This is a genomic window from Mesonia aestuariivivens (assembly GCF_019311235.1).
GTDB lineage: Bacteria > Bacteroidota > Bacteroidia > Flavobacteriales > Flavobacteriaceae > Mesonia > Mesonia aestuariivivens.
On record NZ_JAHWDF010000001.1, the window covers coordinates 356,429 to 373,456 of the forward strand.

Here is a 17,028-nt window from a genome sequence, read left to right on the forward strand (position 1 = left end):
CCCAGTCATTAGAAGAAAAAGAACGCGTTATCGCTTCCAAATTATTTTTTTTGACAAATTTAAAATTAAATAGCTAAAAAATTAGAAATAGGAGAGTTTAAAAATAATTACATTTGCTCAAAAATTGCACCCATGTCGAGGCGGCTCGTAATTATACCTACTTATAACGAAATTGAAAATATTGAACGTATTTTACGTAATGTTTTTTCCCAAAGGGCGTCTTTTGATGTGCTTGTGGTAGATGATAATTCTCCCGATCAAACGGCAGAAAAAGTTAAAGAACTTCAAGCAGAATTTTCAACACAGTTATTTCTTGAAATTCGAACCCAAAAATCAGGTTTGGGTACTGCTTATATTCATGGTTTTAAATGGGCATTAGCCAGAGATTATGCGTATATTTTTGAAATGGATGCAGATTTTTCACATAATCCTAATGATTTGATTAGGCTTTATAGTGCTTGTGTAAAGCAAGAAGCAGCTGTGGCTATTGGATCACGATATTTAACTGGAGTAAATGTTGTTAATTGGCCCATGAATAGGGTTTTGATGTCTTATTTTGCTTCAAAATATGTGAAATTAATTACGAGAATGAACATTCAAGATACTACCGCGGGTTTTGTGTGTTACCAAAGAGAAGTTTTAGAAGCTATTAATTTAGATAACATACAGTTTATAGGCTACGCGTTTCAAATAGAAATGAAGTTTAAAGCCTACTTAAGAAATTTTAAAATTGTAGAAGTTCCTGTTATTTTTACGAATCGTACAAAAGGAGAATCAAAATTAAGCGGTAATATTATTTCTGAAGCCGTTTTTGGGGTGATTAAAATGAAAATTAAAAGTTTATTTGGCAAAGAGATATGAAAAAGATTTTAATTAAGAATGCTAATATTGTTAATGAAGGTAAAGTATTTGAAGGTGATGTGTATATCGAAAATGATATCATCGTTGAGGTTGCAGATAGCATTAGTGCAAAGTCTCAAGATGTTCAAGTATATGATGCAGAAGGCAAGTATTTGCTTCCTGGTGTAATCGATGATCAAGTTCATTTTAGAGAACCTGGTTTAACGCATAAAGAAGATATAGAACACGGTTCTAAAGCAGCTATTGCAGGTGGAATTACTTCTTTTATAGAAATGCCAAATACAATACCTCAAACCACTACAATAGAAAAGTTAGAAGAAAAATTCGCTATCGCAGCTGAAAAGGCTTATGCTAATTATTCTTTTATGTTTGGCGGTACTAACGATAATTTAGAGGAAATTAAAAAGGTTAACCCTAAAACTACAGCAGCTTTAAAGTTGTTTTTAGGCTCTTCTACCGGAAATATGCTTGTCGATGATGAAAAAGTTTTAGAGCAAATTTTTAAACATTCCCCCTTGTTAATTGCGGCGCATTGTGAAGATGAGCAAACTATAAAAGATAACCTAGCCAAGTATAAAGAAGAATTTGGAGATGATATTCCTATCATTTATCATCCAGAGATTAGAAGTGAAGAGGCTTGTTACATCTCTTCTTCAAGAGCGGTAGCTTTAGCAAAAAAGACTGGCGCTAGACTTCATGTATTTCATCTTTCTACCGCAAAAGAACTAGCCCTTTTTAGCAATAAAAAGCCTTTAAAAGATAAAAAGATTACTGCAGAAGTTTGTATTCATCACTTATGGTTTAACAACGAACAATACAACGAGAAAGGAACCCATATTAAATGGAACCCTGCAGTAAAAACGAAGAAAGATCAAGAAGCACTTTTTAAAGCATTGTTAGATGATAAATTAGATGTGATCGCGACAGACCACGCTCCACATACTAAAGAAGAAAAAAATAATGTGTACACTAAAGCACCTAGTGGCGGGCCTTTAGTACAACATGCGTTACCAGCTATGTTAGAGTTTTATCATAAAGGTAAAATCTCTTTAGAAAAAATAGTAGAGAAAATGTGTCATAATCCTGCTATTCTTTTTGAAATTGAAAAGCGAGGTTATATTAAAGAAGGCTATAAAGCAGATTTAGTTTTAGTAGATCTAAATGCCCCTTGGACGGTACAAAGTGATAATATTTTATATAAATGTGGTTGGTCTCCTTTTGAAAAAACCACCTTTAGATCTAGAATCACACATACGTTTGTGAATGGTAAATTAGTGTATAAGAACTTTAAAGTTCTGGGAGTGAGAAATGCAGAACGACTAACTTTTGATAGGTCATGAAAAAGTTTTTTCTAAATAGTATATTTATTTTAACGATTGGCTTTTTATTTTCTTGCCAAAGCGTAGAAAATGCAAATCAGCCCGAAAATTTAATTCCAGAAGATCAAATGGTCAATGTACTCACAGATCTTTTACGTTTAGATGCAGCAGAAGGGTACTCTACTATAGAATTTGAAAAAAGAGAAGTTACTACCAAAGATTTAATATTTAAAAAATACAGTGTAGATAGTTTACAGTTTGCAAAAAGTACAGCTTATTACGCCGAAAACTTTAAATTAAATGAACGTATTTATGATCGAGTTCAAGAACGATTAGAACATCAAAAAAATATTTACGATTCGCTCATTGAGGTAGAAAAAGATACCAACAAAGAATTGCAAAAAATAAATGATGAAGTAAGAAAAGTAAGACTAAAAGAGGGAAGAATATTAGATACGATAAACTAATCCTGATTTTTAGTGCGTAAGTTTAAAATAGTGAGCAGTTTTTGAAATACTTTTTTTAATTGGAGTAAATTTAAAATCCAACTCTTTTTTAATTTTAGAATGATCATAATAAGATTTGCTAAAAGCTCCTTTAATAGCGTTTTTAGCAATTTCTTGATGCGTGTTGAACAGTTTTCTTCCTACGTATTGAAATAGCCAGCCTATAAAAACCATCCAAGGTTTTAGCTCTTTATCAGGAACTGGTCGGTCAAGTTCTTCTGCAATATTTTCTAAAACCTGCTTAAAAGAGCAACTTTCTGCCACCAATGTATATTGTTCATTTACAATAGAACTGTAGGTTAATAGCACCATGGCCCTCGTAACATCTTCTACCGCGACAAAGCCTGTCACTAATGGCGGGTAAAACGAAAGTTTGTTATTTATTTTACTAAAAAGTATACCGCTACCTGTGTTAAAATTTCCGGCACCAATAATAACGCCAGGATTTACCATCACTACAGGTAAGCCTTCTTGGCTAGCGCGCCAAACTTCCATTTCGGCTCCGTACTTAGAGATAGAATAGTTGTTGTGCTCTGCTTCATTATTTCTAGGTGAATTTTCGGTGATTTTCTTACCGCCAAGTTCACTTCCTAATGCCGCAATAGAACTTACATGGCAAAACTTTTTAATGTTTTTATAGAGCGATAGATTTACCACATTGGCGGTACCTTCAATATTTATTTTCCGAAGTAATTGGTAGTGTTTAGGGTTGTAAGAAATATACCCTGCGCAATGATAAACAAACTTAATTCCTTCAAAAGCATCTTCTAATTCGGGTACTTTGGTAATATCAGCTTGCACCCATTCAATTTTTTTTAATAGGGTTTCAGCTTCATTTCCTAACCTAAATTTTATAATTTCTTTTGTGGCTTTAATTTTACTTTTAGTTCTATATAAAGCTCTAATTTGGCTTTCTTGCAGCAGTAAATCTGCTAATAAATGAGAACCCACTAAACCGGTAGCACCTGTAACTAAAATCATAAGGTAAAGATAAGAAACTGTTTAAGTTTTTTACTTTGTTTTACTAAGATATCTTCTTCTTCATTCTTAAAAAATGAAATTTTATAGAAGGAAAAAGTGACTTAAAAAGCTGAAAAATTATTTTAGCGAGTTTCAGGCTCTTGTAAATAGGAAAATTTTGAGTTTCTCCTATCTTTGTAAATCTTAGTTATAATTGTAAGTGCTAAAATTTTAGTGGCAAACAATTGTATTTTAAATTGAAAAATAATATTAAAGACCTAAAATAATGTCTAAAAATTTTGTTGAAGAATTAACGTGGAGAGGAATGTTACACGATGTAATGCCAGGAACCGAAGAGCATTTGCAAGAAGAAATGCGTTCTGCTTATATAGGCTTTGATCCTACTTCTGATTCTTTACATATAGGTAGTTTAGTGCCAATTATGGTGTTAGCGCATTTTCAAAGATGCGGACATAAACCTTACGCGCTTATTGGTGGAGCTACTGGTATGATTGGTGACCCAAGCGGAAAATCACAAGAGCGAAACTTACTAGATGAAGAAAATTTAAGAAAAAACCAAGCAGGGGTTAAAAAGCAACTTTCTAAGTTTCTAGATTTTTCTGGTACAGAAGAAAACGGTGCTGTGTTAGTAAACAATTACGACTGGATGAAAGAATTTTCATTTTTAGAATTTGTGAGGCATGTAGGGAAGCACATTACTGTAAATTACATGATGGCTAAAGATTCGGTTAAAAAACGCCTTTCTTCAGAATCTAGTGAAGGCATGAGTTTTACAGAATTTACTTACCAACTGTTACAAGGTTATGATTTTCTTCATCTATATAAGACAAAAAATTGTACACTTGAAATGGGAGGTAGTGACCAATGGGGAAACATTACGACGGGTACAGAGTTAATAAGAAGAATAGCTAGCGGAAAAGGCTATGCGCTAACTTCTCCTTTAATAACAAAAGCAGATGGTACTAAATTCGGAAAATCTGAAGGAGGGAATATTTGGTTAGATCCAGAGCGAACTTCACCTTATAAGTTTTACCAGTATTGGATTAATACCAGCGATGAAGATGCCGAAAAGTTTATTAAAATTTTCACTTTCTTAGAAAAAGAAGAAGTAGAAGGTTTGGTCAAACAACATCAAGAAGCTCCACATACGCGTGTTTTACAAAAACGTTTGGCTGAAGAAATTACAGAAATGGTACATTCTAAAGAAGATTTAGAAAATGCTATTAAAGCTTCTCATGTGTTATTTGGAAAAAGTACTGCAGAAGATTTAAAAGGTCTTGATGAAAAAACTTTTTTAGATGTTTTCGACGGCGTGCCACAAGCAGAAGTTGCAACAGCTAAAATTGAAGCTGGCTTAGATATGATTGCTGCGCTTGCTGCAGAAACTAATTTTTTACCCAGTAACGGTGAGGCGAGAAGAGCGTTAAAAGCAAACTCGGTTTCTGTAAATAAAGAAAAGGTAAAAGAAGACTTTACCATAACCACAGCAGATTTAATTAATGATAAATATGTAATTATTAATAAAGGGAAGAAAAACACCTATATTATTAAAGCGGTTTAGTTATTTAAAATTATAGAAAAGCAAAAGCCCGGTAATCACACCGGGCTTTCTAAATAACTAACCAATCTATTATGAAAAAACTTTCATCTTAGCATATAATAAGACGAAGCAAAGCTTTACTAATTACAGAAAAACTTCATCTTAACATAAGAATAACAATTTTCAAATTAGAGCACCATTAAGTTACAGCCTCTAACATCACTATGATCAAACCTTCCCAAGATTTCATAGCTATTTTCTCCAATTTTTTTTCCTAAATCTTGCGTCGCAATAAATGAGCAAGAATTTAAATTAGCGAGATCTATTACATTAATACCGCCAGTTTTACCTTCGGCTACATAACTTAAAGCATCTTCTGTATCTCTTATAAGAAGCTTCATGGTGTTTGGGCAATTAAAAACGCCTTCACCTTTAGAATAGGCTTGTGAGAGTAATTCTGTCATTCCATATTCCGAATGAATTTGGTCTACGCCAAAACCTTCTTTTAAAATTTCATGAAGTTCTGTTCTAATCATTTCTTTGCGTCTGCCTTTCATTCCGCCAGTTTCCATAACAATGGTGTTTTTTAATTGAAACTGTTCTCGTTCTACTAAATCTAGCAAAGCAAAAGAAACCCCAATAAGCAACACCTTTTTCCCTTCTTGCTCTAATTTTTTGAGTAATGTGGCTAGTTCTTCTAATTCATCTAAATAAAAACCACTTTCTGGGTGTTTACTTTTATGAATAAAATGGTTCGCCATGTAAATTAATGAAGAGCCTTTACGCTCTAAATAAGCAGGAAGTAGTGCTAAGGTGACATACTCTTCTATTGCGCCATAAAACCCCTCAAAAGCTTTGATAAAGCTTTTCTCATAGAGGTTAAGGTTGGTGACTAAATGTTTGCTTGTTAAGTTACCGGTGGTGCCACTGCTGGTAAAGGTTTCTTCTATATTTTTTGAAGAAGATAGAATTTGATGATTTTTAAAAAAATCTATGGGTAAAAACGGAATGTCTTGAAGTGTTTTTACGTGTTGAGGTTGAATATTTAAAAGCTTACAGAACTTTTGATATACCTCATTGTTTTGGTATTGAAATTGAAAAACCTGAAGACTTGTGTTTACAAAATCTGCTTCATTTTTAATGCCGAAAATTTGTTCTTCTAATTTCATTTGAATTTAAAAATTTCAGCAAAAATAAGAAAATAAAAAAGCGCCCGAGTAGGGCGCTTTCAATATTATAAAAAGTTAAGCTTATTTTACAATTAATTTTTTAGTAGCAGAAACTCCATCTTGAGAAACTTTTACTAAATATACTCCTGTAGTTAAAGCAGAAACATTTAATTGACTGTTAATGTTTTTAGCGGCTAATACTCTTTTACCTAATAAATTATAAACCTCTACGTTTACCGCTCCTGTAGTTTTTGTTTGAATTGAAACAAAACCATTTGAAGCTGGGTTAGGGTAAAGTGAAAATTGAGAAGTTGTAAACTTATCTGCTGCTAAAGTAGCGTTTACATCTGTCGCGAAAATTTGCGGAGTTACAGGATCAGTTCCGTTATCAAATTGCGCAGCAATACCTACTACATTTAATGTGTTTGTTGGAATTACTTCATCTATATAATCTGCATCCCAGAAGTTAGTTCTCATAGTAATTTGATCAGTTCCGTTTGAAAGCATATAGTTTGAAGCGGTAGCAAATGTCACAGTACCATCAGCATCAGTAAAGCTTACGTTTTCAAAAGCAATCATTTCAGATTCGTAATCTGCGTAGTTATTAGTAAATTCTGCAATAGTTACTATTTGTGGAGAAACAGTAAGGCCAGTAGAGGTTGCTGCACCAGGATCTGTTTCAGGAACAAATTGAAGTACTCCATTATAAGAACTTAATTCACCAGTTACTCCTGTGATACCATCACCAATGCTGTAAGTTGTGGTAATATTACCTTCACTATCATCAATTAAAATAGCAGCTGTAGCATCTTCAATATATTTTTGATTTCTGTTACTTTGTTGGTAAGTAAGGACAGCTTCGCTAGTTAATGTGTAGGTTTCACCAATAGTACCTGCTCTTAAATCTGCAATAGAGCTAACATTTGTAGAAGGCTCACATTCAGGAGAAGTAATCGTGTTAGTAATACTACAACTCGTACTAGTAATTGTATATGTGAAATCTGTACCTTCTGGTATTCCTGTAACTACAATGTTTCCACTCGCCATTGTATCAGGGTCATCTGTACTTGTGATAGTTCCTTCATTTATAACGAAATTGTAAGTTTCTGTACCTCCACCTTGAAAAGTACCGGTTACCGTATAGGTGTCAGTTCCTGAGGTTACATTGTCACAGGTAACATCTGTTATAGAAAGAGTTAAAGGGCAAGAAACGGTGCCTGGTGTAAAACTAGCAATTCCTATAATAGATTCGAAGGTATTACCGCCTTGACAGCTACCTTGTCCATCTAAAGCTAAGTTATAGAAAGTCCAATCTCCTTGATTAAAAGATCCGTTTGCAGTGGTTCCAGTATTTCTTTTTGCATACCCATCTTTGTATTCCCAAAATTCTCCAGTACCATCTACAGCATCTACACCGTATTGATCTATTACAGAGGAGTCACTGTCTAAGATAATTCTAATTCCGTCATCACCATTAACATTTACAACACCATCATTTAAAACGTTAGATGCAGAAGGATATTCAGAAGGGAAGAGTTCAGGAGAGCTACTATCACTATACACATATATGAAATCATCTGTAACAGTTCCAAATGAGGAAAGGCTTGTCGTTGTGCCCCAGCTACCTCCGTTAGATTGTTTTTCTATAGAATATAATGAAAAATCTACAGCACCATCAGCATAAATTTCTACTACTTTTGGGTTTCCTCCAGAACAGTCTCCATCAGCTATCATGGTAATAATTGGTGTTTGTCCAAATGAAATAAGTGAAATCATAAGGGCAAATAATAAAGTAATTTTCTTCATAATAAAAAGTGTTTTATTGAATCACAAATATAAGCATTTGTTTAATTTTTAAATGTTACCGAATCTTTAATTTCTTGAAGCATAAATAAAAAAGGCCTGTGCATTTTAGCACAGGCCTTTTTATAGTATTAATTACTAGTTAATCTATAGTCCATCCTGCAGCCCAGCTTGGCATATCAGCACCGTTACCAGCACCTGTAGAAGTTCCTTCAGTAATGAAAGAAGTGTCTCCAGCATAATCTGTTACATTATCTACTTCATCAAACTGAATGTTTGTGAAAGTAATTTCTCCAGCAGCTACTTGGCTGTTTGCTTCTGGATCATCTGTTGCAGGTTTGATGTAGATTCCTTTTTCGTAACCATTGATGTATACATTTGATATAGCCCATTTTCCGCCTCCTTCTTTAATGAAGAAACCTCCTTCAGAGCCACCTCCAACGATAGATACGTTAGAAATTGTTGCGTCTGTCATAGGTGTGGCAGCGCCATTATCACCATTATTAGACCCTTCAATACCTGCTTTAGTACCGCCTTTGATGTACCAGTAGTTTCCTGATCCGTTCCATCCGTCAGCAAAATCGATAGAATCATCTCCACTTCCTATAGAAACTAAATGATTACCTTCTACAGTACCTCCAAAAAATTCTACACCATCATCTTTACCCATATAAGATTGAACGTAATCTACAGTTGTACCATTACCTACTCCAAATAAAGAAAGTCCATTAAATTGCTTATCTCCATTAAACTCAGCTCCAGTATATTCTAATCTTAAGTATTTAATAGAACCAGAATTATCGCTAACTTCAGAACCGCCGTAAGTTAAATTAGAAACCTCAGCAGTTGCAGTTTGTCCACCATCACCACCTTTGTTGGTTGGTGCTTTACCACAAACTACAAGACCACCCCAATCTCCAGGAGCTGGTGTCTCGTTTGCAGATGTCATAACAACTGGGTTGTTAGCTTCTCCTTCAATAAAAATTTTACCTCCTTGAGCAACAGCAATATATGCGCTAGTTCCTCCGCTAGCAGAAATTTTAGTACCTGCAGGAATTGTAAGTGAAGCACCACTTTGAACCACAACAGGTCCAGTTAATTGGTATGTTTTTGAAGCATCTAACTCAGCCTCGTCACCATCATTTAATGTTAATTGAAAATCTGAAGGGTCGATAGTTACTTCGTCACCATCGTTGTTTGTGTTGTCATCATCATCTGAACATGAGGTTACAAATAGTGCAGATAAAGCAAAAACCGAAAGAAAGAATTTTTTCATTGTTTTAGTGTTTAATTTGATTGTTTGATGCAAAAGAACGATACAACTTTGTATTAGAGTTTATGTAAACATTAAGTGTATATTAAAAAAACCTCCTTTTTTAAGGAGGTTCTTAACATTGGCTTAATTCTAAATATTTAAAACTTATAACTAGCTGAAAAGCTGAGGGTTCTTCCTTTGTTGAAAGATCTTGTTAAAACATTTTGAGTTTGTTGTAATTGTTCAACAGTGGGGTTAAGTAAGTTTTTAGCAGAAATACCTATTCCAAAGTTTTTGGTTAAATTAGATTTGATAATTAAATCTAATGTCACAAAACCTTTATCTTCTAAACCTCCTCTTTGGTTGTTTCCTATAGCATATAATCTGTCGGAGAAATAATTTACTGCTGCGGTAGCCATAATGTCCATACTTTGTGAAAATTCTTTGCTATAGCTAATATCTCCATTAACTAACCAGTCAGAAGCTCCTGTTAGTGGACCATTTTCTTCTGTAAATTGTACGCTGTAGTTTGTTTCTTTTCTTACTTTCTCTGCATCAAAATCTTGTTTTGTATTTAAATAAGAGATATTGGTTCCAAAACTTAATTTTTCTTCTAAATTATCATTTTCAGATTTTAATGAAAAGATATCTTTTCTTACTTCAAGTTCTGCACCTACACCTTTTGCTTGATCGCCAGAATTTACCCAAGAGATATCGTTAGTGGCAGAAGCGATAGTGGTTTCATTAATTGGATTTTCAATAATTTTTCCAAAAATTCCAAAAGAAATGAGCTCACCAGATTTTGGAAAAAATTCCCATTTTAAATCTGCATTATAATTGGTAGATGAATATAAATCTGGATTACCAAAATATGTATTAGTTATATCTACATATTGAAACGGAGCTCTTTCTATAAATTGTGGTAACGTATAGGTTTTACTCGCGGCAAATTTTAAATTTTGTTTTTTATTTAATTCATATTTTAAAGATAAGCTAGGTAGTACCTGAGTTTCTTTTAAAGTGCTTTCACCACCAACTGGAGCAATAGCAGTTATCCATTCAATATTTTGTTCAATATTCTCTACTCTTACACCAGTATTTAAAATTAATTTTCCAAAGTTATATTGAAGATTAATATAACCTGCGTTTATAAATAAATCTCCATCATATGTTTCTGGTTTTTCTGTAGATCCGCCAAATAAAGTTTTTATTTGAAATAAACTCTGATCATATGAGGATTGTGTAAAAAATTCATCCAAGTTATTAAAGTCTACGATTGGGTAATCGTTAGGATTGTTGTATGTTTTTAAAGAAAAGTTATATTGGGTTGCTTCAAAAGCAACATCTTTAGTCCTTATATTATATCCTGCAGTTATTTTTCCTTTATAATCATTTTCTTTTTTCGCAAATTGAAAAGTAGCACTTAACCTACCCGCAATTTCATCTTCAGTTAACTCTTGATAAAACCTATGATTATTTGCATCAGAGAGTTCGGATAAGGTTTTGATACTTAGGTCTCCATCGTCATCTATTGGTCTAAGTGTGTTTTGCATGCGGTCTGGAATAGAGCTAATCATAGAATTGTAAGTTGCTCCCCAGTCAATGCTTAAATTTTCTTTTATCTTATGTTCACCTAATAATTGATTAACTAGTAACTGAGTTCTTTTAAAAGTTGATCTTCTTACGATACCACCCCCATTAGCAGCTTCATCAAATACATCTATAGTTCCGTAGTATTCTTCGTGCGCTTGATTGGTAGAGTTTATATAAAAACCGTTGTACTTGATGTTGTGATCATTGTTAATTTTATAAGTAGAATTTAGCATAAATGTACTCCCTGTGGTATAGTCATAAGATTCGTAATCAAAATTCTTTCTTGCTACCCCTTGAGTAGAAATACCACCTCTTGCAATTCCTTCTTTGTAAGTAAAATCGTTTCCAAATGAAGCATGCCCAAAAAGACTTATTCTACTTTCTGTACCTAGATCGAAACTTTTACCTCCAGTAAACCCTAAACTTGTATTGATTGGGTCTCTATCTTTTAATTCCCAACTAGTATCAAAATTGTATCCAGACAAGGCATTGGCTGGTGGGTTTTTGTCATAAAACCCTGTAAAATTAGGTCCGTCTTGTTGTTTAAATTTATCAACGCCAATAGCATTCGTATTCACACCAGTACCGATATTAACTTCAAAAAAACCAGGTCCTTTATAGTCTTTTCCAGCAATATTTATACTTGCACCGCCAAAATCTCCGTAATTTCTAGTGACGTAGGTTTTATCAATATCGATAGCTTCGATAATATCTGTAGAAAAAATACCTAGATCTATATTCTTATTTAAAGAGTTGTTAGAGGGAATAGGTAAGCCGTTAAACATAGTAGAATTATAGCGATCGCCTAGACCACGAACGTAAATATTACTAGAGCCTTCCTCTTTTGAGATCCCTGTAGTTTTGGTGACTGCGGTGGAAGCATCAGAAACTCCTTTTCGAGCAAGTTCTTGAGTTCCTATAGATTGTTTCATTTCAACCGCTTTTTTTTGCTCAAGAAGTAAGGCAGATTCTTTTTCTCTACTGTTTACTACTTGAATAAGAACTTCGTCTAAAGCGGCTGCACTTGCTCCTAAACCAGAGTTTATGGTCGTAACTTTATTGGCTACAACTTTAACATTGGGTACTTCTAAGGTTTCATAACCCACAAAACTAAAGACAACAGTATAACTTCCAGGTTCAATATTTTCAATTTGGTAAAGTCCGTCAAAGTCTGTAGTGGTACCTTTTCCTGTACCTTTAATGGTGACGTTAGCAAATGGTAGGGGCTGGTTTCCGGTTTCTTTATCGTTGAGAAGACCGGCAATTGAACCTGTACCTTGTGCAAACGAAAATGCTGATACAAGGCAAATTAGTGTGTTGATAATTGTTTTCATGTGATCGTTTTCTTTTCGGTGCAAAGGAAGTTAAGCCGTGTATGATAAATGTTATTGGTTTGTTAAGAATCTATGGTTTTACTGTTACGAAAAAGTTATTAATGTTATCTATCTAAAAGATTTGTTAACTTAGAGATTTTAATATTATCTTTACTTTTACGCCCAATTAAATACCACCTTTTTAATTATGGAAAACCAGAACATTACCATCCTATTAGTAGATGATGAGCCAGATATCTTAGAAATTGTAGGTTATAACCTTTCTGCGGAAGGCTATACGGTGATTACTGCAGAGAATGGATTGAAAGCAGTTAAATTAGCTAAAAAGAAAAAGCCAGATTTAATTATATTAGATGTGATGATGCCAGAGATGGATGGTATCGAGGCTTGTGAGCAAATTAGAAAAATTCCAGATTTGCAGAATACCATCATTACCTTTTTAACTGCTAGAGGTGAAGATTACTCTCAAGTAGCTGGTTTTGATGCAGGAGCAGACGACTATATTACCAAACCTATTAAACCTAAACTTTTAATTAGTAAGGTGAAAGCACTTTTAAGACGCTTAAAGTCAGAAGAAAACGAAGAAAATATTACTACAATAGGAGATCTAACCATTAATAGAGATGAGTATAAAATTGTAAAAGGTAAAGAAGAAATTATTTTACCTAGAAAAGAATTTGAACTGTTATCTTTATTAGCTTCTAACCCTGGTAAAGTATTTAAAAGAGAAGATATTTTAAATAAAGTATGGGGTAATGAAGTAGTCGTTGGTGGAAGAACGATTGATGTTCATATTAGAAAACTTCGAGAAAAAATTGGAGATAATAAGTTTAAGACCGTAAAAGGGGTGGGTTATAAGTTTGTAATTTAATGGCAAAAGAGTTTAAACGTTCCTATAAATTTGCATTTTATACCTCCTTATTCATTACCATATTTACAACCCTATTATTGGTAGTTCACGAGGTGTTATTTGCTACTTTTTATTTACCGTATGTAGTAGGGTTTGCAATTACCGTTTATTGCTTTGCTTTTTTAATTATTCAACTAAGGATAGAGCATTTTATTTATAGACGAGTAAAAGCAGTTTACGATAACGTTTCGTTATTAGAATCTTCCTCGTTACAAGAACAGCAAGTCACTACAGATATGGCAACGCTTACGCGTGAAGTAGAAAAATTTGCCGAAGGGAAGAAACTAGAAATAGAAACCCTGAAAATTAGAGAAAATTACCGTAAAGAATTTATGGGTAACGTCTCTCATGAATTAAAAACACCTCTGTTTACCGTACAAGGTTATATTCTAACTCTTATTGATGGTGCTATAAAAGACAAGAATGTTCGAGATAAATATTTAAACAGAGCTAGTAAAGGCTTAGACCGTCTTATCTATATCGTTAAAGATTTAGATATGATTACCAAATTAGAAACTGGTGACTTGCATTTAGTTGAAGAAGAATTTGATATTATTGAAGTTGTCGAGAGTGTTTTTGATTTGTTAGAAATGAAAGCTCAGAAGAAAAACATTTCTTTAACGTTCGATATCGATTATGAAACGCCTGTGTATGTTTTTGCAGATAAAGATAAAATACAGCAAGTAGTAACTAATTTAGTGGTAAACTCTATTAAATACGGTAAATCTGGCGGTACTACCGAAGTAAGTGTAGAAAACCTTATTAAAAATAAGGTGATTGTAAGAACTACAGATAACGGCGAAGGTATACAGCAAAAAAATATCCCTAGACTTTTTGAACGTTTCTATCGGGTAGATAAGAGTGGTTCCCGTAAAGAAGGCGGCTCTGGTTTAGGACTTTCTATAGTAAAACATATTCTCGAAGCTCATCACGAAAAAATATATGTAGAAAGTGACTTTGGCGTAGGTAGTGAATTTTCTTTTACGCTAGAAAAGGGAAAACATGTCACTCCACTCAGGAATGCTATTGCCAAATCTTAAACCTTGATAGAGTTTTATTTCTTCTAATTTTTCAATAGTAAAATGATGTTGCTTGCAGTAAGGAGCAATGTTGTTTTCTTGTAAGCGTTTAGCAAGATAAATTTGTTCTGTTTGCCCAGGTGTGGGAATAAAAAATGCCTTCTTCTCCAATTTGGCTAAATCCATTAAAGTAGTGTAACCTGACCTAGCAAGTATGTTTTCGCTTTGGTTAAATGCATTTTCTAAAGCTTTACCTATTAAGAAATTATAAATGGTTAGATTTTCTCGAGTTTCTTTAGTTTGTACCTCATCCATTACTCCTCTAATAAAAATTATTTTTCGCGGATCATCTTTTAATTCATGCAATAACTTTTCTTCTAAAAGCGTGCGTTGAGGTTCAGGCCCAGAGAGCATCACCATTAAATCGTAAATTATTGGTAACTCTCTTTTGTTTAATCGGCTTAAGGGTCCAATGTATTTTAATTGAAAATCATTTTTTTCTTTTAAATGACCTAGTTTTCCACTTAAATTAGGCTCTTGTTCTAGATCTGGCACCCAACATTCTTTAAACTTTTTAATGTAACGTTGATGTAATTTAGAGCTAAAGTAGGTAGTCTTCCCAGAAAGAACATTAAGCTGATGCGTGATAAATACCGAGGGTATAAATTTGCAATTAACCCCAAGTCTATTGTCAGAAATAATTCCGCTTAAATCTTCTTTAGTGTAAATTTCTAATGCTATTTTGCGTTCTTCAGTAATTGTTTTGGAGATTTTGAATGTCTTTAAAAGTATTTTCGATTTAAAAAAATACCCTTTTTTTGCATACCTAATGTCATACGAGGGGAGTTCGTAAAACTTCAAGTGAGGAAATTCTTTTTTTAGTAAAGCAAGTGCGCTTCCGTCAGAAGCAATAATCGGTTCAAAATTATTTGCTTCTAATGCGTTAATAATAGGGATGCATCTAGTGGCATGTCCCAATCCCCAATTTAATGGAGCGACTAAAATCTTTTTTTTCGGCATAATCAAAAATAACTTTATTAGGCTCTGCTTTATTTTATTTAATTTTACCAAAATATTAAATAATACCTGTGGGAAGTAAAAATAAATTAAAGCGCTTTAAGGAAAATGAAACATTTAAAAATGTTCTTCAGCCTAGCCGAGAAGAAATTACGAATAAAGATTTCAAATTGAAAGGAAAATGGGCAAAAGAATTTTTTAAAAATGATTTGCCTATTGTATTAGAGTTAGGTTGTGGGAAAGGTGAATATAGTGTTGGTCTTGCTAAAATGTATCCTGAAAAAAACTTTTTAGGTATAGATATTAAAGGGGCACGTTTCTGGCGCGGAGCAAAAACGGCTTTAGAAGAAGAAATGAATAACGTGGGATTTTTACGAACACAAATAGAATTAATAGATCTTGTTTTTGCTGAAAATGAAATTGATGAAATTTGGATTACTTTCCCAGATCCTCAAATAAAATACAAGCGCACCAAGCATAGGCTTACCAATACCGAGTTTTTACAGAAATATAAAAAAATACTTCATACTGATGGTGTGGTGAATTTAAAAACCGATAGCGAATTTATGCACGGTTATACCTTAGGCTTATTACATGGCGAAGGGCACGAAATTTTACATGCCAATCACGACGTGTATAAAAACGAATATTCACCAAAAGAAGTGGTAGGTATACAAACTTTCTACGAAAAACAGTATCTTGAAGAAAATAAAAAAATAACCTACATTAAATTTCGTGTAAAATAATTACTCTTGGAAGAATCTAAACTTTTTTTATTTACATTTTTAGCAGCATTGGGTGGAGTAATTCCTCCTGGTTTAGTGAATATGACCGTCGCCAAATCTTGCGTAGAAAGAGGTAAGCGTAGCGGTTTGTTTGTAGCGATTGGTGCTTCTACTATTGTATTGATTCAATCATTTTTTGCTATTTTATTATCAAAATATATCTTAAGTCACCCGTATGTAAATAAAATGCTACTTCGGGTAGGCTTGGTGGTATTTCTAATTTTGATGATTTATTTTTTCATTCAGGCTAAAAAAAATAAAAAAATAAATACTAATAAGCAGAATAAAGCGGGTAAAAGTTACTTTAAAGGATTGACCGTAGCGGTTTTTAACGTTTTTCCAATCCCTTATTTTGTTGCCTTAAGTACCGCTTTTGCTCCTCAAAATGGTAAGTACGATATGGTAGATATGGTAATTTTTGCTTCGGCAGCATGTTTAGGAACACTCGCAACACTTTATGGGTATGTAATAGGTTTTACTAAAATAGAAAAACATACTCAATCATTTAGTAAATATTCTAATTACTTCATGGCTGGGTTAATGTTTGTTTTGGTTGTCATTACGCTTATAAAAATATTTAAACCTTTTTCATGAGTGATGCTAGCTTCTTTGAAAAAGTTTATGAGGTCGCCAAACAAATTCCTTATGGTAAAGTAACTACGTACGGAGCTATCGCTAAAGCGATTGGCGCAAAAAAAAGTGCTAGAATGGTAGGTTATGCGATGAACGGTGCTAGCGAAAAAGAAGAAGTGCCAGCTCATCGTGTAGTGAATAGAAAAGGTTTACTCACCGGTAAGCATCATTTTCAAGGAACTAACCTTATGCAACAACTTTTGGAAAGTGAAGGAGTAGTTGTTAAAAATAACCAAGTTCAGAATTTAGAGCAGGTTTTATGGGAACCTAAAGGAGATGAAAGTTAAAATTGAATTCGCTTAT

15 protein-coding genes are annotated in these 17,028 nt (G+C 33.4%); 9 read left to right on the forward strand and 6 right to left on the reverse strand.

Annotated elements, in window-relative coordinates; translation table 11 throughout:
- The first annotated feature begins 132 nt into the window (after positions 1-132).
- The 3 genes from KW502_RS01485 to KW502_RS01495 are packed head-to-tail and all read left to right on the forward strand — an operon-like array spanning position 133 to position 2,647.
- Positions 133-861 carry a polyprenol monophosphomannose synthase gene (locus tag KW502_RS01485; protein WP_219038753.1) on the forward strand — a complete coding sequence of 243 codons (729 nt, stop codon included), beginning with the start codon at positions 133-135 and terminating at the stop codon, positions 859-861.
- Entirely contained in the window at positions 858-2,201 is a 1,344-nt protein-coding gene (locus KW502_RS01490) for a dihydroorotase (protein ID WP_219038754.1), read from the forward strand. Before KW502_RS01485 ends, KW502_RS01490 begins: the two co-directional genes overlap by 4 nt.
- Complete coding sequence (locus tag KW502_RS01495) at positions 2,198-2,647, forward strand: DUF4296 domain-containing protein (RefSeq protein ID WP_219038755.1); 450 nt, start codon at positions 2,198-2,200, stop codon at positions 2,645-2,647. The genes KW502_RS01490 and KW502_RS01495 overlap by 4 nt, the downstream gene beginning before the upstream one ends.
- Positions 2,648-2,656: 9 nt before the next feature.
- On the opposite strand, the gene KW502_RS01500 is transcribed toward KW502_RS01495, so the two are convergent.
- Entirely contained in the window at positions 2,657-3,667 is a 1,011-nt protein-coding gene (locus KW502_RS01500; protein ID WP_219038756.1) for an SDR family oxidoreductase, read from the reverse strand.
- Positions 3,668-3,932: 265 nt separating this feature from the next.
- On the opposite strand from KW502_RS01500, the gene tyrS reads away from it, so the two are divergent.
- The gene (gene tyrS, locus KW502_RS01505) at positions 3,933-5,228 is read left to right on the forward strand and encodes a tyrosine--tRNA ligase (protein WP_219038757.1); all 1,296 of its coding nucleotides are present in this window, start codon (positions 3,933-3,935) and stop codon (positions 5,226-5,228) included.
- A 167-nt stretch (positions 5,229-5,395) separates the two neighbouring features.
- Here tyrS and KW502_RS01510 read toward each other — a convergent pair whose 3' ends face one another.
- From KW502_RS01510 to KW502_RS01525, 4 genes are all read right to left on the reverse strand, one after another.
- A complete protein-coding gene (locus tag KW502_RS01510) occupies positions 5,396-6,376 on the reverse strand; it encodes a LuxE/PaaK family acyltransferase (RefSeq protein ID WP_219038758.1) in 981 nt (326 codons plus the stop codon).
- Positions 6,377-6,457: 81 nt separating this feature from the next.
- Positions 6,458-8,182 (reverse strand): T9SS type A sorting domain-containing protein, encoded by a 1,725-nt coding sequence (locus KW502_RS01515; protein WP_219038759.1) that lies wholly within the window; start codon positions 8,180-8,182, stop codon positions 6,458-6,460.
- Positions 8,183-8,321: 139 nt separating this feature from the next.
- Positions 8,322-9,455, reverse strand: a complete 1,134-nt coding sequence (locus KW502_RS01520; protein ID WP_219038760.1) for a beta-helix domain-containing protein — start codon at positions 9,453-9,455, stop codon at positions 8,322-8,324.
- Positions 9,456-9,592: 137 nt separating this feature from the next.
- Positions 9,593-12,361, reverse strand: a complete 2,769-nt coding sequence (locus KW502_RS01525) for a TonB-dependent receptor (RefSeq protein WP_219038761.1) — start codon at positions 12,359-12,361, stop codon at positions 9,593-9,595.
- Between the two features lie 187 nt (positions 12,362-12,548).
- Between KW502_RS01525 and KW502_RS01530 the strand changes: the two genes are divergently transcribed.
- Together KW502_RS01530 and KW502_RS01535 are read left to right on the forward strand one after the other, a co-directional pair.
- Positions 12,549-13,232, forward strand: a complete 684-nt coding sequence (locus KW502_RS01530) for a response regulator transcription factor (RefSeq protein ID WP_219038762.1) — start codon at positions 12,549-12,551, stop codon at positions 13,230-13,232.
- Positions 13,232-14,311: a sensor histidine kinase gene (locus tag KW502_RS01535; protein ID WP_219038763.1), complete on the forward strand. Its 1,080-nt coding sequence runs from the start codon at positions 13,232-13,234 to the stop codon at positions 14,309-14,311. Before KW502_RS01530 ends, KW502_RS01535 begins: the two co-directional genes overlap by 1 nt.
- Here the strand turns inward: KW502_RS01535 and KW502_RS01540 are convergent.
- A complete protein-coding gene (locus tag KW502_RS01540) occupies positions 14,258-15,310 on the reverse strand; it encodes a glycosyltransferase (protein ID WP_219038764.1) in 1,053 nt (350 codons plus the stop codon). The genes KW502_RS01535 and KW502_RS01540 overlap by 54 nt on opposite strands.
- A gap of 68 nt (positions 15,311-15,378) precedes the next feature.
- Here KW502_RS01540 and trmB point away from each other — a divergent pair, with 68 nt between their 5' ends.
- The 3 genes from trmB to KW502_RS01555 are packed head-to-tail and all read left to right on the forward strand — an operon-like array spanning position 15,379 to position 17,012.
- Positions 15,379-16,053, forward strand: coding sequence for a tRNA (guanosine(46)-N7)-methyltransferase TrmB (gene trmB, locus KW502_RS01545; RefSeq protein WP_219038765.1), 675 nt, complete (start codon positions 15,379-15,381; stop codon positions 16,051-16,053).
- A gap of 6 nt (positions 16,054-16,059) precedes the next feature.
- Positions 16,060-16,686 carry a LysE family translocator gene (locus KW502_RS01550; RefSeq protein WP_219038766.1) on the forward strand — a complete coding sequence of 209 codons (627 nt, stop codon included), beginning with the start codon at positions 16,060-16,062 and terminating at the stop codon, positions 16,684-16,686.
- Complete coding sequence (locus KW502_RS01555; RefSeq protein WP_219038767.1) at positions 16,683-17,012, forward strand: MGMT family protein; 330 nt, start codon at positions 16,683-16,685, stop codon at positions 17,010-17,012. Before KW502_RS01550 ends, KW502_RS01555 begins: the two co-directional genes overlap by 4 nt.
- The last annotated feature ends 16 nt before the right edge of the window (positions 17,013-17,028 follow it).

Excerpts from the sequence above, each read along its gene's own strand:
- KW502_RS01485 (WP_219038753.1), top strand. The coding sequence starts at position 133 with ATGTCGAGGCGGCTCGTAATTATACCTACTTATAACGAAATTGAAAAT.
- KW502_RS01490 (WP_219038754.1), top strand. The coding sequence starts at position 858 with ATGAAAAAGATTTTAATTAAGAATGCTAATATTGTTAATGAAGGTAAA.
- KW502_RS01495 (WP_219038755.1), top strand. The coding sequence starts at position 2,198 with ATGAAAAAGTTTTTTCTAAATAGTATATTTATTTTAACGATTGGCTTT.
- KW502_RS01500 (WP_219038756.1), bottom strand. The coding sequence starts at position 3,667 with ATGATTTTAGTTACAGGTGCTACCGGTTTAGTGGGTTCTCATTTATTA.
- tyrS (WP_219038757.1), top strand. The coding sequence starts at position 3,933 with ATGTCTAAAAATTTTGTTGAAGAATTAACGTGGAGAGGAATGTTACAC.
- KW502_RS01510 (WP_219038758.1), bottom strand. The coding sequence starts at position 6,376 with ATGAAATTAGAAGAACAAATTTTCGGCATTAAAAATGAAGCAGATTTT.
- KW502_RS01515 (WP_219038759.1), bottom strand. The coding sequence starts at position 8,182 with ATGAAGAAAATTACTTTATTATTTGCCCTTATGATTTCACTTATTTCA.
- KW502_RS01520 (WP_219038760.1), bottom strand. The coding sequence starts at position 9,455 with ATGAAAAAATTCTTTCTTTCGGTTTTTGCTTTATCTGCACTATTTGTA.
- KW502_RS01525 (WP_219038761.1), bottom strand. The coding sequence starts at position 12,361 with ATGAAAACAATTATCAACACACTAATTTGCCTTGTATCAGCATTTTCG.
- KW502_RS01530 (WP_219038762.1), top strand. The coding sequence starts at position 12,549 with ATGGAAAACCAGAACATTACCATCCTATTAGTAGATGATGAGCCAGAT.
- KW502_RS01535 (WP_219038763.1), top strand. The coding sequence starts at position 13,232 with ATGGCAAAAGAGTTTAAACGTTCCTATAAATTTGCATTTTATACCTCC.
- KW502_RS01540 (WP_219038764.1), bottom strand. The coding sequence starts at position 15,310 with ATGCCGAAAAAAAAGATTTTAGTCGCTCCATTAAATTGGGGATTGGGA.
- KW502_RS01555 (WP_219038767.1), top strand. The coding sequence starts at position 16,683 with ATGAGTGATGCTAGCTTCTTTGAAAAAGTTTATGAGGTCGCCAAACAA.